This is a genomic window from Myxococcus sp. MH1 (assembly GCF_059738865.1).
In genome coordinates, this window is sequence record NZ_AP026947.1 from 9602686 (window position 1) to 9618791 (window position 16106).

Below are 16106 nucleotides of genomic sequence, written 5' to 3' on the forward strand. Positions count from 1 at the left end.
TATCTCACGCGCCGCACACCGTTCCAACTGGCGGCAATGACTGACGGAACCGGAACCGGAAGTCCGGACCTGTCTGATTCAAGGCCGGGCGGAACTTCACGCTCCGGCGGTGGGCTTCTTCGCGCGACCGACGGTCTTCTTGGAAGTTGGGGCGGCCTTCTTGGCGGCCGGGCGGCCGCTGGCCTTCTTGCGGCCGATGGACTTGGTGCCGGGGGCGGCCTTCTTCGCGGCCTTGGGTTCGGGCTTGGGGCGCGGGGCCCGGGGGGCCTCGGCGTCGGCGGCCTCGGACTTCGTGGTGCCCGGCGCGCCCGCCTCGCCCTCCTCGGGACGGAAGGCGCGCTCCACGGCGCCCTCGACCTGGCGCACGGCGGTTTCAATCTTCTCCGCGGCGACCTTGGTGGTGCTGGCGGCCCAGGTGCGCAGCTGCACCAGGCCCTCCTTCACCTTGGCCTGCTTGTCCGGGTCCTTCACTTCCTTGAGGAGGCGCTGGGCCTCGCCGCGCAGGTCATCGGTGGTGCGCTTGAGCTCGTCGCCGGTGCGCTTGAGGAACTCCATCAGGTGCTTGTCCCACTTCTCGGCCATTGCGCAGGTCCTCTCGTCCGGGCGGCGGCGCCCCCCGTGGGTTTCGCGGCCCTCGAATATGTCACGGACATCCCCCGGCGCCATTGCAGTTCCCCGAGGGGACACGTCCCGCGAGCATCCCCCCACGGGATACGGCTAGAGTGTCTGATTCCATATAGGGGGAACGGCCGAGCCCCCACCGCTTCTCGGGGAGACCACCTTCATGTCCATCCAACGCGCGGTCGGGATGCTGCTCATCCTGACCTTCCTGGGCGCCTGCTCCGGCGGGGACGACCCGAACCCCGGCAGCGGCCCGAAGCTGCCCAACATCTCCGCGCTGACCGACACCACGGTGGGCGCGCCCTACGACACGCGGATCACCGCCACGGGGGGGACGGCGCCCCTGCGCTACACGCTGAAGTCGGAGGTGCCCCCGGGCTTCTCGTTCTACTCGACGGACGGGCGGCTGACGGGCCCGGCGAGCGCCGCGGGGGACTACTCCCTCCAGGTCGGCGTGGTGGACGTGGAGAAGAGCGAGGACTCGCGGACGTACACCCTCAAGGTGTGGCCGGCGCCGGCGCTCGTGGGCGCGACGCTCACGGCGGCCGTGGCGGGCAATGGCTACACGTACACCTTCGGTGGCGTGGGCGGGCGGCCCCCGGTGACGTTCTCCGTGGTGGAGGGCGCGCTGCCGGAGGGCCTGTCGCTGTCGCAGGACGGCGAGGTGACCGGCGTCGCGACGCTCGCGGGCACGACCAGCTTCACGGTGAAGGTGGAGGACGCCAGCGGCATCGCCGCGCAGGCGCGCTACTCGCTGGAGGTGAAGCCGGGCACGGGCACGCCGGACGGAGGCGGGACGGATGGCGGCCCCTCGACGAGCTTCCCCCTGTCGGTGGGCAACTGGAACATCGAGTGGTTCGGCCACACGGGACAGGGGCCGTCGGATGAGGCGCTCCAGCTGGCCAACGTGAAGACGGTGATTGCCGGCGCGGGCGTGGACGTCTGGGGCCTGGCGGAGGTGGTCGACGCGGCGCACTTCGAGGCGCTCAAGGCCCAGCTGCCCGAGTACGACGGCTTCCTGGCCAGCGACCCGCTCGTGTCGTCCGGCTCCTTCTATTACGACGCGGACGAGCAGAAGCTGGGCATCCTCTACAAGAAGGGCCTGGTGCAGGTGCGCGAGGCGCGCATCGTGCTGGGTTCGAGCGACTACTACTTCGCGGGCCGGCCGCCGCTGCGGGTGGACCTGCGCGTCACCCGGTCCGGCACGAACGTGGACCTGTCCGTGCTGATGCTGCACATGAAGGCCACGAGCAACGGCACCGAGTCGGCGGACTACGAGCGGCGGCTCGAGGCGGGGCAGCTGCTCAAGGGCTACCTGGACAGCAGCATGCCCACGCAGCGGGTGATGGTGGTGGGCGACTGGAACGATGACGTGGACGTCTCCACCGTCAACAACCGCGACACGCCCTATCGGAACTTCGTGGACGACGCCGACAACTACCGCTTCGTCACCCAGGAGATGTCCGTGTCGGGCATCGGCTCCACGGTGAGCCGCAACACGTTCATCGACCACCAGCTGGTCAGCAACGAGATGCTGGAGTCCTACGTCCCGGGGTCCGCCGCGGTGCTGCGCCCGAGCATCACCCGCTATGGCACCACCACGTCCGACCACTACCCCATCATCAGCCGCTACAACTTCGGGCAGGTGACGGCGCGCACGCTGAAGGTCACCGCGCCCAACGGGGGCGAGGTGCTCGCCGCGGGCAGCACGTTCGACATCACCTGGACGGCCTCCGGCGTGCAGAACGTGCGGCTGCAGTACTCGCTCGACAACGGCGTGGTGTGGAGCGACATCGCCACCTCCGTGCCCGCGGCCTCGGGCAGCTTCACGTGGACGGTGCCCTCGGAGGGCTCCTCCACCGCGCGGGTGCGCATCAACGACGCGGCGGACTCCACCCTGGCGGACATCAGCGATGCCCCCTTCACGCTCAACCGGCCCGTGCCCACGCTGTTCATCAACGAGTACCTGCCCCAGCCGCTGCCGCCGAGCGGGAGCACCACGCCGGACTACGACAAGATGTTCGTGGAGGTGCGCAACACCGGCACTGCCGCGGTGAACCTGGGCGGCTACTCGCTGCATGACGACGAGTCCCGGCGCGGCGACAAGCCCGCGCGCCACGTCTTCCCCGCGGGGACGATGCTGCAGCCGGGCGCCGTCTACACCGTGTATGGCGACGCCTCGGCCGTGCCCATGGGCGTGCCCAACACCGCGGGCGCCAACGGTGGCGACGGACTTCGCTTCAACCGCTCGAACGACTCCGCCTACCTGGTCCGTCCGGACGGCTCCGAGCAGGACCACGCCTCCTACGGCAGCACCACGCTGGGCGTCTCCTTCAACCGCAACCCGGACGGCACGGGCGCGGGCGAATGGGTGCGCCACGATTCGCTGTCCTCCTCGCTCGCGTCCCCGGGGCGCCGCGTGGACGGCTCGGCCTTCTGAGCCGCGCTGAAGGCCACACGGGCGACGGGCTCTCGCAAGCCCGGACGCCCAGCATCGACGGCGGGAGCCTTCGACCTCGCCCGCGCCCCATTGGCGCGGGGTGGGTCGGAGCGCTCCCGCTTCAACATCGACCCAGGCGGGTCTTCCCATCCCACGATGGAAGTCTTTGAAAGGAATCAGGGCAAACCCCTGAATCAACTGGCCTTTCCCCAAACGCAACTCAAGGTCAGGTGTGAGGGATAATCTCCTCAAAGCCAGTCGAGCCGGAGAAGACCGATGTCCCTCCCTCCCTTGTCCACGCGTCGTCCCCCCACGCCTGTCACCTCGCGAGAGGAGGCCCCGCGTGAGGTGCCCCGGACGGAGCCCACCGCGCCAGCGATTGCGCCTCGGGCGCAGCCTCCGGCGGAGTTCCGCGGCGTCTCCAGCTTCGACCCCGCTCCGGCGGGAGAGCGTCGACAGGTCGCGCAGGCGGTGACGGGCGCCGCGCCGAGCGCTCCCGCCGAGGCGCCGCGCGCGAGCTGGGCCCAGAGGGTGGGCAGTTGGGCGGCGGACACGGCGCGGGGCTACGCCACGGGCGCCGCGAACCTCGTGCTGGACTCGGCCAGCCTGGTGAACGCCGGCGTCAACCGGGGCCTGGGGGCCGCCGGCATCGACTTCCGCTTCCGCACCGACCTGGCCATCCAGCCCCGCTCGCAGGCGGAGGCCGCCGCGCAGAACGCCGTGAGCCTCTCCTCGATGCTGCTGGGAGGCGTCGGGGCGGCCCGCGCCACGGCGGGTGCCATCGCCCCCCGCGTGGGTGGAGCGGCGGCGGCCGCGGGTGTGGAGGGTGTGGCCGCGCCCGCCGCGGCGAGGGTGCTGCTGGAGGAGGCCAAGCAGGGCAAGCACATCGTCGGGCACCAGAACTACATCCCGGGCCGCAGCCCCTTCACGCACCCCAACCCGCAGGGCCTGCTGGACCGCTTCTCCGGCCAGGGCCAGCCCGTGGGCAGCGTCGCGCGCGGTCAGCCGGGCTTCCGGGAGCGGGTGGACTTCGGTGAGGTCATCGGTCAGGTCAACGGCCAGCCGACGACGCGCGGAATCATCCACTACTCGAGTCAGGGCGCGCATATCGTCCCCGCCAATCCATGAGCACCCCCAACCGAAGCAGCCTGGTCCACCTGTCGCTGCAGCGGGCGCTGCTGGGAGCCATCCCCTCCCGGCTGCGCGCCGTCACCGTCCGCTTCGATGACACCAGGCTGCACTTCGAGGCGTTCTTCGACGGCGCGATTCGCGACGAGGACCGCGAGACGATGTCCGAGGTGGAGACCGAGCTCATCGCGGACTTTCCCGACGACCACGAGATCTCCCACGAGTTGATCCGCCTGGACCCCCCGGCCCTGATTCCCAAGGACCGGGCGTGGGTGTACTACCGCCAGGAGTCGTAGCCCTCGGAAGCGGTCAGGGCGTCACGCCAGCCCGCGTCGACGGCACGCCATGCCTGTCCCGGCATGGCCCCGCCCTTCCTCGAGGAGACGCCCATGGTGGAGACGCTCACGCTGTACCGCCCGGTGGGGCTGAAGGAGGCGCAGCTCGTCCGGGAGGTCGACGGCCGAGGCTTCCCTCCCCGGCTGCCGGACCAGCCCTTCTTCTACCCCGTGATGAACGTGGACTACGCCCGGCAGATTGCCCGGGACTGGAACGCGCCGGACGCGGGCAGTGGCCACGTGGGCTTCGTCACCGCCTTCGACGTGCAGGCCCCCTTCCTCGCCCGCTACCCCGTCCGCACCGTGGGGGCCAGGCTCCACCAGGAGCTGTGGGTCCCCGCCGAGGAGCTCGCGGAGTTCAACGCCCACCTCGTGGGCCCCATCCGCTTCCTCGAGGCCTGGTTCGGCCCGGACTACCAGGGCCCCGCCATCCCCTGGGTCCCCGCCGGCGACCCGCACACCGTGGCCCGCCCGGCGCGCTGAAGCCAAGGGCCCGGGCCCGTCCAGCCTGAAGTGCCGCCGGGAGGGAAAGCCCCCTCCCGGCAACTATTTCCGACCCGCCACGCAAGGAAATCGACCCCTCTTCGTTGAGGTGGACGACCCATTTCGAGGGCACGCTCCGTATCCTTTTTCGAGGATGACGGCTGGCCGGGCATTGGGCTCGGACTCGGCTCGCGTGGGTCGGAGACACCGTGCTGCCAGGCAATGACCGCTCCGTCCTGGAGTCCTTCCGTCGTGGGGACACCACCGTCCTCACCCAGGTGTACCGCGCCTATTCGCCGGAGGTACTGCGCTACCTCTCACGACGGTTCGCGGTGGGCGCGGAGGGAGGAGCCAGCCGCACCATCTCCCTGTCCGCGCTGGACCTGGACGCGGCCCACCAGGAGACATTCGTGCGCGCGTTCCGCCCCAACATGCGACAGGCCTACGACGGGGTCCGCCCCTACCTGGGCTTCCTGCTGACGGTGGCGCGCTCCACGGCCATCGACCTGATGCGCGCATCGGGGCGGGTGTCCCGGGAAGCGGTGTCCCTGGACGAGGCGCCGGAGCTCGGTCAGCTCCCCAACGAGGGACGCAGCCCGGAGGAGGAGGCGCTGGGCACCGAGGTGCGCGAGCTGGTGCGCCGCTTCCTGGAGTCCCAGCCCGAGGAGGCCCGCGCGCTCGCCCAGCTGCGCTTCGTGGACGGGCTGTCCCAGGAGAGCGCCGCCGAGCAGCTGCAGCTCACCCGCGGAGAGGTCCGGGTGCGCGAGCGGCGGCTGCGCACGCAGTTCACCGAGTACCTGAAGACCTCCGGCTGGTTGGAGACGGCGGCGGAGCCCGGGCGCATGGAGCTGGGTGTGCTCCTGGCGACCCTCGCCCTGTGCGCCATAGGGAGCATCCCATCATGAGGTGGTACGAGCGACACATCGACGCGGGACTGACGCGACAGGCCCAGGGTGAGCTGCCCTCGCCCCAGGCCGCCCGCCTGCTGCGCCATGCGCATCTGTGTCACCGATGTGGCCCGCTCTATGAACGCTGGGCCCGGGCGCAGCGCGCCCTGGAAGGCTCGCTGGAGGCGCCCTCCTCCGTGGAGCGGCACGCGCTGACGGAAGGCGGCCTGGAGGCCGCGCTCGCGGCGGCCGCGCCCCTGGAGGCGCCCGCGCGCTGGCCCTCGCTGACGGCCCTGGGCGGCGCGCTGGCGGCGGTGGTGCTCGCGGTGGTGCTCACGTCGCTGCCCCGGGACGAGTTCCGCTCGCGGGGCCTGGGCACGCCCCCACCCGGCGTCGCGCTGCGCATCTTCTGCGCCACGCCCGGCCAGCCGCTCAAGGAGCTCCACGCGAGCGAGGCCTGCCCCGCCGGCGCCATGCTCGCCTTCGCCGCCGGAGGACAGGCGCCCTACACCCACGTGGCCCTCCAGGTCCGCGGCACCCAGCGGGCGGAGCTGATGGCCGGGCCCTTCGTGCTGACGGGCACCCCGGGTCAGGAGGCACCGCTGGAGCTGACGGTGCCCCTGCCGGAGACGGTGGGTGAGGCGGAGGTGACCGCCGCGTTCGCCGGCAGCCCGTCCGCGGCCCTGGCGGCCTTGCGCGGCGAGGAGCAGGGGGGGGCAGTGGTGCTCAAGCAGACACTGAGGGTAGAGGAAGGTCCATGAACAAGCTGGGAGTGCTCCTCGGGGTCGCCGCGCTCTTCGCAGCCCGCGACGCCTCGGCGGATGCCCTGGTCCGACGTGCCCTCGTGATTGCCCACAACGGGAGCGACGACCCGTCGCTGCCCGCGCTGCGCTTCGCCGACGATGACGGCGTGCTGTGGGCGGAGACGCTGCAACGGCTGGGCGTGGAGACGACGCTGCTGGTGGACCCCGACGCGGCGACGCGCGCGGGGGGACGGCCCGTGCTCGCGGGCGCGCGGCCGCCCACGCCGGAAGAAGTGAAGCGCGAGGTGGCCCGGCTGCGCGCCGCCAGCCTGGCCGATGACGAGGCGGGCCGCGCCACGGACGTGCTCGTGGTGTACGTGGGCCACGGCAACACGGACGAGGCGGGCCGCGCCTACTTCACGCTGGCCGGGGGCCGGCTGGACAAGTCGAGCCTCTACGCGGACGTGGTGGACCCGCTCGCCGCCGACTACGTGCACCTCATCGTGGACGCGTGCCGCGCCTCGGGTGTCGTCGGCAGCCGCGGCGGGCAGACGGAGGCGGCGGTGCTGGCGGAGCTGCGCGGCATGCTCGCGCGCGAGCAGCTGGCCACGCGCCCCATGGTGGGCGCCGTGTTCGCGGAGAGCGACGACGGCGAGACGCACGAGTGGTCGCGCATCCGCGCCGGCGTCTTCAGCCACGTGGCGCGCTCGGGCCTCTTGGGCGCCGCCGACATCAACGGCGACGGGCAGGTGGAGTACAGCGAGCTGGGCGCCTTCGTGTCCGCGTCACTGCAGGGCGTCAAGGGCCTGCCCGCGCGGCTGAGCATCCACGCCTTCGCGCCCACCGGCGAGCCGCGCCGGCCGCTCGTCGGCGCCGCGCCCGCGGGCCCCAGCCTGGTGCTGAGCTCGAACTTCGGCCAGTCGCGCGTGTCCGTGGAGGACGCGGAGGGCCGGCGGCTCGCGGACGTGCGGCGCGCGGAGGACCAGTACGTGATGCTGCGGCTGCCCGAGCGCGACGTGTACTGGCTGCGCACCCCCACCAGCGAGGCGCGCATCACCCTGGCGGAGCTGAGCCAGGGGGTGCTGGACTTGAAGCCACGCGAGCTCCAGGAGCGTGGCCCCGCCGAGGAGGCGCTGCGCCGGGGCCTGTTCGCGGTGCCGCTCGACAAGAACTTCTATGACCAGTACGTGGCCGCTGCGGGCCTGGTGCCCGTGGACTTCTCCCGCGCCTTCCCGCCGGCCGAGGGCGGCGGCTTCGTGCCCCGCTCGCTCGTGTTGACGGCCCCCCACCCGTTCTTCTCCGGCCTGGAGGTGGGGCTGGTGGGCCAGCAGGCGCCGCTGGGGCTCGACGCGTACGCCACCGGCCCCAGCCTGTCGTGGCGCAGCCAGGGCGACTCGAACTTCTATTACGGCGGGCGCGCCAGCTACACGGTGATGCCCAAGCGGTTCGAGAACGTGCGCACGCACCGCGCCACGGTGCTGGCGCTGGTGGGCACCCGGGACGTGCGGCGCACCCCGCTGTTCGTGGAGGCCGGAGCGGGCTGGGGCATGCTCGGGGTGTCGTCGCCGAACAAGCGCATGGGGGACCTCACCGTCTCCACGGGCCACCTCGCGGCGGGGGCGTCGGGACGGCTCCTGGGCATGCACCTGCGGCTGGCCGCCACGGCCTCCGCGGACCGCGTCACGCTGGATGGCGATGACGCGTGGGACACGATGTTCGGTCTCGAGCTCGCGTTCCGACGCTGAAGCGCCGAGCGGCCTCAGGGGGCCTCATGATGCGACGTCTGGGAGTGACGCTGCTGGGCCTGCTGCTCGCCGGCTGCGACGGAATCAACCTGTCGCAGCTCACCTGGCGCTACCCGCCGCTGACCCGCTTCGAGGTCGAGCCTCCCGGAGGCCGGTGCCCGTTCGGTGGGGACCGGGTGCTCACCGGCATCGACCAGAACGAGGACGGGCTGCTGACCGGCACCGAGGTCATGTCGGAGCACTACGACTGCGACGGCCAGCCGCTGGACTGGGTGACGCAGGCGCGCCCCGTGGAGCCCACCGATTCGTGCCCCCTGGGCGGCGTGAGCACGCGCTCCGGACTGGACCAGAACCGCGACGGCGAGCTGAGCGACGCGGAGGTCACCCACGAGCGGCTCGACTGCACGGGCGTGTATCCGGTGAACGTCCGGGTGCGGGGCGTCGCGGAGGGATATCCCGCGTGCGAAGGAGAAGGCGCGCTGGTGGAAGCGGGGCCCGACCTGGATGGCGACGGCCAGCTCGGGGCCATCGAGCGGAGGTCCCTGGCGGTGCACTGTGGCGAAGCCCCCTCGCGAATCCTGGCGCGGCTGGAGAGCGAGCCCGTCGGGGCGCGCTGCGCGATGGGCGGCCACCGGGTGGACTCCGGAGCGGACCAGAACGCCGACGGCGTCCTCCAGGAGCAGGAGGTCACCCAGCGCAGGCGGGTGTGCCAGGGAGCGCCCATCCTCGACGGAGACCTCTTCGCGACCACCGCGGAGGACTTCGCGCTGCTCAAGACGCTCGTCCGCATCGAGGGCTCGCTCGTGCTCTTCCGCACGCCGCTGGAGCAGCTCGTGCTGCCGCGATTGGCGGAGATCTCCGGCGGGTTGATCGTGTCGGAGAACGCCACGCTGACGCGCCTGGAGCTGGACGCGCTGCGCTTCGTGGGCAACGAGGTGCAGATCTTCGTCAACCTGGAGCTCACGGTGCTGCGCTTCGGCGCGGCGACGCAGCCCCAGCCGGTGTGGCTGGAGAACAACCTCTCGGTCTGGAACAACCCCCGGCTGGAGAGCCTGGACGGGCTGCGCAGCGTGCGCGTCCGTCAGGACCTCTTCCTCGCCTACAACGACTCGGCGCAGAGCCTGGTGTCGTGGGACCTCACGGACCTGGGGGGGACGCTCTCCGTCGCCGACCACAAGAGCCTCAGCCGCCTGCCGTTCCAGAACCTCCGGACGGTGGGGGGCTCGCTCGCCATCCACAACAACCCGGTGTTGACCACGATGAGCTTCCCCGACCTGCTGGAGGTGGGGCAGTCCATCGACATCGGCAACAACGCCTCGCTCAGCCGCTTGTCGGGGCTGTCGTCCCTGCGCGCGGTCCATGACGTCTTCATGGTGAGCAACAACGAGTCCCTGCACTCCATCGACGCGATGCCGGGGCTCAACCACGTGGGCTCGCTGATGCTGATGAACAGCCCTCGGCTGGAGGCGTTCGACTTCACGAACCTCCAGTCCATCCGCGGCCAGCTCGTGGTGGCCTACTGCCCGAAGCTGTCGAGCCTGGGCGCCTTCCCGCGCCTGGAGTCGGTCGCCGGCCTGGAGCTCCTGGACAACGCCTTGCTGTGGGATGTCTCGGGCCTGGACCGCGTCCGGAGCCTGCGCTCGCTCGTGGTGCGGGACAACGCCTCCCTGCAAGGCCTGGCGGGCCTGCGCAAGCTCCTGTCCGTGTCGGACCTGACCATCCAGGACAACCCCCGGCTGCTGACGTTGGACCTGGACGGGCTGACGGAGGTCGGCGCCACGCTGACCATCCAGCGCAACCCGTCGCTGCCGTCATGTCTGGCGAACCAGCTGGCGGACCGCGCCCTCCGGGGCGGGACGCGCACGGTCCAGGACAACGACGAGCAGACGCCCTGCTCCTCGCCCCTGCTCCTCCCCGGAGAGCCGGTCGCGGCCCGCGGGGCCGCCGCTGGAGAAGACGCACCATGAGATGGACCTGGCTGGCCCTGCTGCCGCTCGCGGCGGGGTGTGACTCCCTGCGCATCCGCGACCTGATGGACCACCCGACAGCGCTCAGCCGGGAGGTGGTGGAGCTGCCCGGCGAGAGGTGTGAGCTGGGAGGCCGCGACGTGCTGGTGGGCACGGACGACAACCGCAACGGCGTGCTCGACGACGAGGAGGTCACGGGCTCGACGCTCGTCTGCGCCATCGCCGAGACGCAGATGCGGGTGGAGCAGCAGCCGGTGCCCCCGGGCGAGCGGTGTCCGGGCGGGGGGTGGGTCACCCGCGCCGGCCACGACTTCAATCAGGACGGCGTGCTGGACATGGAGGAGGTCGCCCGCGAGGTGTATTCGTGCCGCGACATCGCCGAGGCCCAGCTGCTCACGCGCACGCGAGCGGCCACGCCCTCCTCCCGCGTCTGCCTGGAGCCCACCACGCTCACCGTCGTCGAGGCGGGCCACGACGAGGACGGCGACGAGGTGCTCGGCGACGACGAGGTGCGCACCCGCCTGGAGGTCTGCGTGGAGACCTCCCGCCTGCTCATCACGCGCGCCTGGGAGCCGACGTGCGCGGCCGGGGGCACCCGCGTCAGCGCGGGCATGGACCTGGACGCGGACGGGGTGCTCGACGACGAGGAGGTGCTCGCCTCGAATCCCATCTGCGAGGACCTGAACACGTTCGACGGCACCTTCGTCATCCGGGGGCCGGTGGACGTGGCCGTGCTGAAGGGCATCTCCCGCATCCGGGGCAACCTGGAGGTGAGGACGGGCAACACCCCGGTCGCCGAAATCCAGCTCACCGCGCTGGAGGTCGTCGACGGCACGCTGTACGTGCAGGACAACGCGTCCCTCACGCGGCTGGAGCTCCCCGGGCTGCGCTTCATCGGCCAGGGGCTGAGCGTGCTGAACAACGCCGCGCTGGAGACGGTGACGGTGGGCGGCGCGACGGGACAGACCTCCTGGGTGGGCACCCATCTGGAGGTGGCGCACAACCCCCGGCTCCAGAGCCTGGACGGGCTCCAGTCGGTGGTGCCGCGGGGCGGCGTGCTCATCGAGGACAACGCGCGGCTCACCCACTCGTCGGAGGGCCTGGGACTGCGCGCCATCCAGACGCTGACGGGCTCGCTGCGCATCAAGGACAACCCCGCGCTGGAGCTCCTGCCGCTGCCCAACCTGACGAGCGTGGCGCAGAGCGTGCTCATCGAGAACAACGCGCGCCTGACGACCCTGGAGGGCACGCGGCTGGAGCACATCGGCAAGAACCTGGAGGTGACGAACAACCCCGCGCTGCGCACGCTGACGGGGCTGGGGGCGCTGCACACCATCGGGGTGACGCTGGAGGTCCGGCTCAACGCGGCGCTCGTCGACAGCCACGGGCTGGGCTCGCTCGCGCAGGTGGAGAGCATCTTCTTCTCGCGCAACGACGCGCTGGCGTGGTGGGGGAACATGCCCCGGCTGCAGGGCATGCGAGGCACCCTCTCGCTGGAGGCCCACGCGCGCCTGGTGGAGGTGCGCGGCATGGAGTCGCTGCGGATGCTGTCGTGGCTGAGCCTCTACAACAACCCCGCGCTGACGACGCTGACGGGGCTTGCGGGCGTGGAGCGGCTGACGGGGCTGGCCTCGGAGCAGAACGGCGCGCTGACCAGCCTCGCGGACCTCAAGGGCCTGCGCACCCTGGAGTCGCTGATGCTGCTGGACAACCCCGTCCTGACGGAGCTGGGGCTGCCCGCGGTGCAGCAGGTGTCGCGGTACTTCTCCATCCAGCGCAATCCCCAGCTCCCCACGTGCCGGGTGAGGGCCTTCGGCGAGCGCGTCTACACCGGTCCGGGGAACGTCTACCTGGTGGCGGGCAACGACGACGCGGCCACCTGTCCCTGAAGGCGAAACGTCGTGCGAGCCGGGCCTCCGTGCCCGGGAAGAAAGGGGGCTCCCATGCGGTGGTACTGGCTGGTGCCGCTGGCCTGGCTGTGCGGCTGTGATGACATCCGACTGGGCAGCTTCCTCGAGTCGCGCCCGACGTTGAGCCGCAAGGAGGGGGTGCCACCCGGCGAGCACTGCGCGCACGGCGGGCAGGTGGCGTACGCGGGCGAGGACCTCAACGGCGACGGCCTGCTCGCCGACGACGAGGTCACCCGCGCGGAGTACCTGTGCACGCCCGCGCCGCCCCAGGCGAGGCTGCGCACCCGCGGCGAGCCCGCAGGCGAGCACTGCGAGCATGGTGGCCTCGCGGTGGAGACGGGCGTGGACACCAACGCGAACGGCACGCTCGAGGACGACGAGGTGGACGACGTCGACTACTTCTGCGCCACCCCCCTCCCCGGCGTGCTGGTGCACCTGCGGCGCGAGCCCATGGGTGAGACCTGCCCGCTTGGAGGACAGGTCACCCAGGCGGGGCTCGACGCGAACGGGGACGGACTGCTCCAGGCCGGTGAAATCTCCCGTGAGGTCGTGGGCTGCATGGAGCCCGCGCGGGTCCTCTCGCGGCTCGAGGCCCTGGGCGTGGGCGGTGCATGCGGCACCCAGTCCAGGTACGCGGTGGAGTCGGGACCGGACCACGACGGCGACGGCGCGCTCGACGACGACGAGGTGCGGGCCGTCAGTCAGCTCTGCGCCTCGACGATGAACACGCTGTCGTGGCGCCATGCCGACGAGCCCGCGGGGATGAACTGCGTCTCTGGCGGCGTCGTGGTGGCGGCGGGCAATGACCTCGACCAGGACGGTGTGCTCCAACAGAGCGAGGTCCTCGACGTCGCATATGTCTGCCATCCCTCCGCGACCTACGACGGCGACTATGTCGTGACGACGGAAGCGGACGTCGCGGCCCTCCAGGGCATCTCCCGCATCCGGGGCGACCTCGTCGTCTCCTCTCCCAGCCTCCTCGAGCTCGCGCTGCCAGGCCTGGAAGCCGTGGACGGAAGCCTGCGCATCCAGTCGAACCCACAGCTCTCCCGCGTGGTCCTGACCTCCCTTCGCTTCGTGCGCGAGGACCTGTCGTTCTCCGACCACGACGTCCTGCGGCTGGTGTCGCTCGGTCCCACCAACGCTCCCGTGCCGCAACCCGTGTATGTGGGCGGCTCCCTGCGGGTGGAGCGGAACCTCCAGCTGCCCTGGGCCGGTCTGTCCTCGGTCGCGCCGCGCAAAGGTCTGCGGGTGACGGACAACTTCTCCCTCCTGGAGCTGGGCCCCCTGCCCTTCGTGGACACGCTCTCGGGGGACGTGGTCATCGAGCGGAACCGGCTCCTCAGGAAACTGAAGCTCTCCCAGCTCACCCACGTCGGCGCGAACTTCTTCCTCCGGGACAATCCCAGCCTGACGTCGCTCGAGGGGCTGGACCTGCTGCGCGGCGTCGGTGGCGACTTCTCCGTGATGGAGAATGGCCTGCTGGCAGACGTGGCGGCGCTGACCCGCCTCGAGGCCGTGGGCGGAGCCTTCGTGCTGGAGACCAACGCGAACCTGAAGCACGTCAGCCTGCCCCGGCTCTCCCGGGTCGAGGGCCTGTTCATCACGCAGAACCCGGCGTTGACCACCCTCGGCCCGCTCCCCGCCCTGCGGGACACGGGGCACGCCTTCGTCCTCGTCCTGAACGACAACCTGGACCTCGTCACGGGGCTCGAAGGGCTGCGCGCCTTGAACGGCACGCTCGCCATCGGCGGCAACCCGAAGCTCACGAGCCTCATGGCCTTCGAGCCCCTCGAATCGCTGACCCACCTGCAAATCAACGAGAACCACGCACTGCCGAGCCTCGCGGGCCTCCACAACCTCCGCACCCTCGACACGCTGTCGGTGCGCGAGAACCCGGCCCTCACCGAGTTCGGGCTCCAGGCCCTGACGCAGGTCCGGGGCTCCTTCGTGGTGCGCGACAACCCCCAACTGTCCCAATGCCATGTCACCGCGAGAGCGGACGCCGTCTTCACCGGCCCCGAGGACGAGCGCTCCCTCTACGGCAACGACACGACGGCGGTGTGCACGCCCCCTTGAGCCCCGCCCGCTGACGCCCGCCCTCCGAGCGCGCCACGGGCCGCCCGTCCCGTCGCCTGGGGCACGAAGCCGCGCCGATGCGCTCCTTCCCGGAGGAGCGTGCGCATGGCCAAGCCCGTCATCCTCGCGGTGGACGACGACACGGAGGTGCTTCGCGCGGTGGAGCGCGACTTGCGGCGCCAGTACGGCCGCGAGTACCGGGTGCTCAGCGCGGACCGGGGAGAGGCCGCGCTGGAGACGGTGCGCCAGCTGCGGCTGCGCGGCGACCCGGTGGCGCTCTTCCTGGTGGACCAGCGCATGCCGGGCATGTCCGGCGTGGAGTTCCTGGAGCAGGCGAAGACGCTCTACGACGAGGCCCGGCGCGTGCTGCTCACCGCGTACGCGGACACGCAGGCGGCCATCCACGCCATCAACGAGGTGCGGCTGGACCACTACCTGCTCAAGCCCTGGGAGCCGCCCGAGGAGCGCCTGTACCCGGTGCTGACGGACCTGCTGGAGGAGTGGTGGGCCCACCACCCGCCGACCTTCGAGGGCATCCGCGTGCTCGGCAACCGCTGGGCCCCTCGCTCGCATGCGCTGCGCGACTTCCTGGGCAGCAACCAGGTGCCCTACCAGTGGCTCGACGTGGAGGGCAGCGACGAGGGCCGCCTGCTGCTCGCGCAGGCCGGAGGCGCCGCGGTGGAGAAGCTGCCGCTGGTGCTCTTCCCGGACGGCACGCGGCTGATGGGCCCGTCCACGCTGGAGGTGGCCGAGCGCATCGGCCTGAAGGTGCGCGCGACCAAGCCCTTCTACGATTTGGTCATCATCGGCGGAGGCCCCGCGGGGCTGGCGGCCGCGGTGTACGGCGCGTCCGAGGGCCTGGGCACGGTGATGGTGGAGCGCAGCGCGCCGGGAGGCCAGGCGGGCACCAGCTCGCGCATCGAGAACTACCTGGGCTTCCCCGCGGGGCTGAGCGGCTCGGACCTGGCGCGGCGCGCGGTGGCGCAGGCGGCGCGGTTCGGGGTGGAGATACTGACGCCGCAGGAGGTGAGCCACCTGCGCGTGGAGGACCCGTACCGCATCGTCACGCTCGCGGATGGCACGGAGCTCAGCTGCCACGCGCTGCTGCTCGCCATGGGCGTGCAGTGGAAGAAGCTCTCCACGCCCGGCATGGAGGCGCTCACCGGAGCGGGCGTCTACTACGGCTCGTCGCGCACGGAGGCGCTGTCGTGCAAGGACGAGGAGGTCTACATCATCGGCGGCGCCAACTCCGCCGGACAGGCCGCGCTCTACTTCGCGCAGTTCGCCCGTCGGGTGACGCTGGTGGTGCGCGGGGACTCGCTGGAGAAGGGCATGTCCCATTATCTGGTCGAGCAGGTGCGCTCGCTCGCCAACGTCACGGTGCTGCTCGACACGGAGGTGACGCGCGTGGAGGGCGGCGCGCATCTGGAGCGCGTCACGCTGGCCACGCGCGGACAGCCCGAGCGCACCGTGCCCGCGAGCACGCTGTTCGTGATGATTGGCGCGGTGCCCCGGACGGAGTGGCTGGACGGGCTGGTGGCGCGCGACGAGCGCGGCTACATCCTCACCGGCCCGGACCTGATGCCGGCCGGACAGCGGCCCAAGGGGTGGAAGCCGGAGCGGGCGCCCTTCCTCCTGGAGACGAGCGTGCCGGGCATCTTCGCCGCGGGCGACGTGCGCCACGCCTCCATCAAGCGCGTGGCCTCCGGCGTGGGCGAGGGCTCCATCGCCATCTCCTTCATCCACCAGTACCTGAGCGAGGTGTGAC

12 protein-coding genes are annotated in these 16106 nt (G+C 71.5%); 11 read left to right on the forward strand and 1 reads right to left on the reverse strand.

The window, feature by feature from the left end; translation table 11 throughout:
- Window positions 1–96: 96 nt before the first annotated feature.
- Window positions 97–582 (reverse strand): transcriptional regulator, encoded by a 486-nt coding sequence (locus AC6JA9_RS37945; RefSeq protein ID WP_223750715.1) that lies wholly within the window; start codon window positions 580–582, stop codon window positions 97–99.
- Between the two features lie 202 nt (window positions 583–784).
- On the opposite strand from AC6JA9_RS37945, the gene AC6JA9_RS37950 reads away from it, so the two are divergent.
- From AC6JA9_RS37950 to AC6JA9_RS38000, 11 genes are all read left to right on the forward strand, one after another.
- Entirely contained in the window at window positions 785–3061 is a 2277-nt protein-coding gene (locus AC6JA9_RS37950; RefSeq protein WP_408888984.1) for a lamin tail domain-containing protein, read from the forward strand.
- Window positions 3062–3337: 276 nt separating this feature from the next.
- Window positions 3338–4189 (forward strand): polymorphic toxin type 50 domain-containing protein, encoded by an 852-nt coding sequence (locus AC6JA9_RS37955; protein WP_497958602.1) that lies wholly within the window; start codon window positions 3338–3340, stop codon window positions 4187–4189.
- On the forward strand, window positions 4186–4485 hold the full coding sequence (locus AC6JA9_RS37960) for a MafI2 family immunity protein (protein WP_223750712.1): 300 nt from the start codon (window positions 4186–4188) through the stop codon (window positions 4483–4485). Before AC6JA9_RS37955 ends, AC6JA9_RS37960 begins: the two co-directional genes overlap by 4 nt.
- Window positions 4486–4548: 63 nt before the next feature.
- Window positions 4549–5007: a hypothetical protein gene (locus tag AC6JA9_RS37965; RefSeq protein ID WP_497958603.1), complete on the forward strand. Its 459-nt coding sequence runs from the start codon at window positions 4549–4551 to the stop codon at window positions 5005–5007.
- A gap of 209 nt (window positions 5008–5216) precedes the next feature.
- Complete coding sequence (locus tag AC6JA9_RS37970; protein ID WP_223750710.1) at window positions 5217–5912, forward strand: RNA polymerase sigma factor; 696 nt, start codon at window positions 5217–5219, stop codon at window positions 5910–5912.
- Entirely contained in the window at window positions 5909–6655 is a 747-nt protein-coding gene (locus AC6JA9_RS37975; protein ID WP_194869257.1) for a hypothetical protein, read from the forward strand. The genes AC6JA9_RS37970 and AC6JA9_RS37975 overlap by 4 nt, the downstream gene beginning before the upstream one ends.
- The gene (locus tag AC6JA9_RS37980; RefSeq protein WP_223750709.1) at window positions 6652–8382 is read left to right on the forward strand and encodes a caspase family protein; all 1731 of its coding nucleotides are present in this window, start codon (window positions 6652–6654) and stop codon (window positions 8380–8382) included. Before AC6JA9_RS37975 ends, AC6JA9_RS37980 begins: the two co-directional genes overlap by 4 nt.
- A 26-nt stretch (window positions 8383–8408) precedes the next feature.
- Window positions 8409–10349: a DUF7151 family protein gene (locus AC6JA9_RS37985; protein ID WP_497958604.1), complete on the forward strand. Its 1941-nt coding sequence runs from the start codon at window positions 8409–8411 to the stop codon at window positions 10347–10349.
- The gene (locus AC6JA9_RS37990) at window positions 10346–12238 is read left to right on the forward strand and encodes a DUF7151 family protein (protein WP_497958605.1); all 1893 of its coding nucleotides are present in this window, start codon (window positions 10346–10348) and stop codon (window positions 12236–12238) included. The genes AC6JA9_RS37985 and AC6JA9_RS37990 overlap by 4 nt, the downstream gene beginning before the upstream one ends.
- A gap of 54 nt (window positions 12239–12292) precedes the next feature.
- Window positions 12293–14338, forward strand: coding sequence for a DUF7151 family protein (locus AC6JA9_RS37995; RefSeq protein ID WP_497958606.1), 2046 nt, complete (start codon window positions 12293–12295; stop codon window positions 14336–14338).
- A 105-nt stretch (window positions 14339–14443) separates the two neighbouring features.
- Window positions 14444–16105, forward strand: a complete 1662-nt coding sequence (locus tag AC6JA9_RS38000; protein ID WP_483578850.1) for an FAD-dependent oxidoreductase — start codon at window positions 14444–14446, stop codon at window positions 16103–16105.
- The last annotated feature ends 1 nt before the right edge of the window (window position 16106 follow it).

What these genes read in the sequence shown, in the direction of transcription:
- AC6JA9_RS37945 (WP_223750715.1), bottom strand. Translation starts at nt 582, where the DNA reads ATGGCCGAGAAGTGGGACAAGCACCTGATGGAGTTCCTCAAGCGCACC.
- AC6JA9_RS37950 (WP_408888984.1), top strand. Translation starts at nt 785, where the DNA reads ATGTCCATCCAACGCGCGGTCGGGATGCTGCTCATCCTGACCTTCCTG.
- AC6JA9_RS37955 (WP_497958602.1), top strand. Translation starts at nt 3,338, where the DNA reads ATGTCCCTCCCTCCCTTGTCCACGCGTCGTCCCCCCACGCCTGTCACC.
- AC6JA9_RS37960 (WP_223750712.1), top strand. Translation starts at nt 4,186, where the DNA reads ATGAGCACCCCCAACCGAAGCAGCCTGGTCCACCTGTCGCTGCAGCGG.
- AC6JA9_RS37965 (WP_497958603.1), top strand. Translation starts at nt 4,549, where the DNA reads ATGGCCCCGCCCTTCCTCGAGGAGACGCCCATGGTGGAGACGCTCACG.
- AC6JA9_RS37975 (WP_194869257.1), top strand. Translation starts at nt 5,909, where the DNA reads ATGAGGTGGTACGAGCGACACATCGACGCGGGACTGACGCGACAGGCC.
- AC6JA9_RS37980 (WP_223750709.1), top strand. Translation starts at nt 6,652, where the DNA reads ATGAACAAGCTGGGAGTGCTCCTCGGGGTCGCCGCGCTCTTCGCAGCC.
- AC6JA9_RS37985 (WP_497958604.1), top strand. Translation starts at nt 8,409, where the DNA reads ATGATGCGACGTCTGGGAGTGACGCTGCTGGGCCTGCTGCTCGCCGGC.
- AC6JA9_RS37990 (WP_497958605.1), top strand. Translation starts at nt 10,346, where the DNA reads ATGAGATGGACCTGGCTGGCCCTGCTGCCGCTCGCGGCGGGGTGTGAC.
- AC6JA9_RS37995 (WP_497958606.1), top strand. Translation starts at nt 12,293, where the DNA reads ATGCGGTGGTACTGGCTGGTGCCGCTGGCCTGGCTGTGCGGCTGTGAT.
- AC6JA9_RS38000 (WP_483578850.1), top strand. Translation starts at nt 14,444, where the DNA reads ATGGCCAAGCCCGTCATCCTCGCGGTGGACGACGACACGGAGGTGCTT.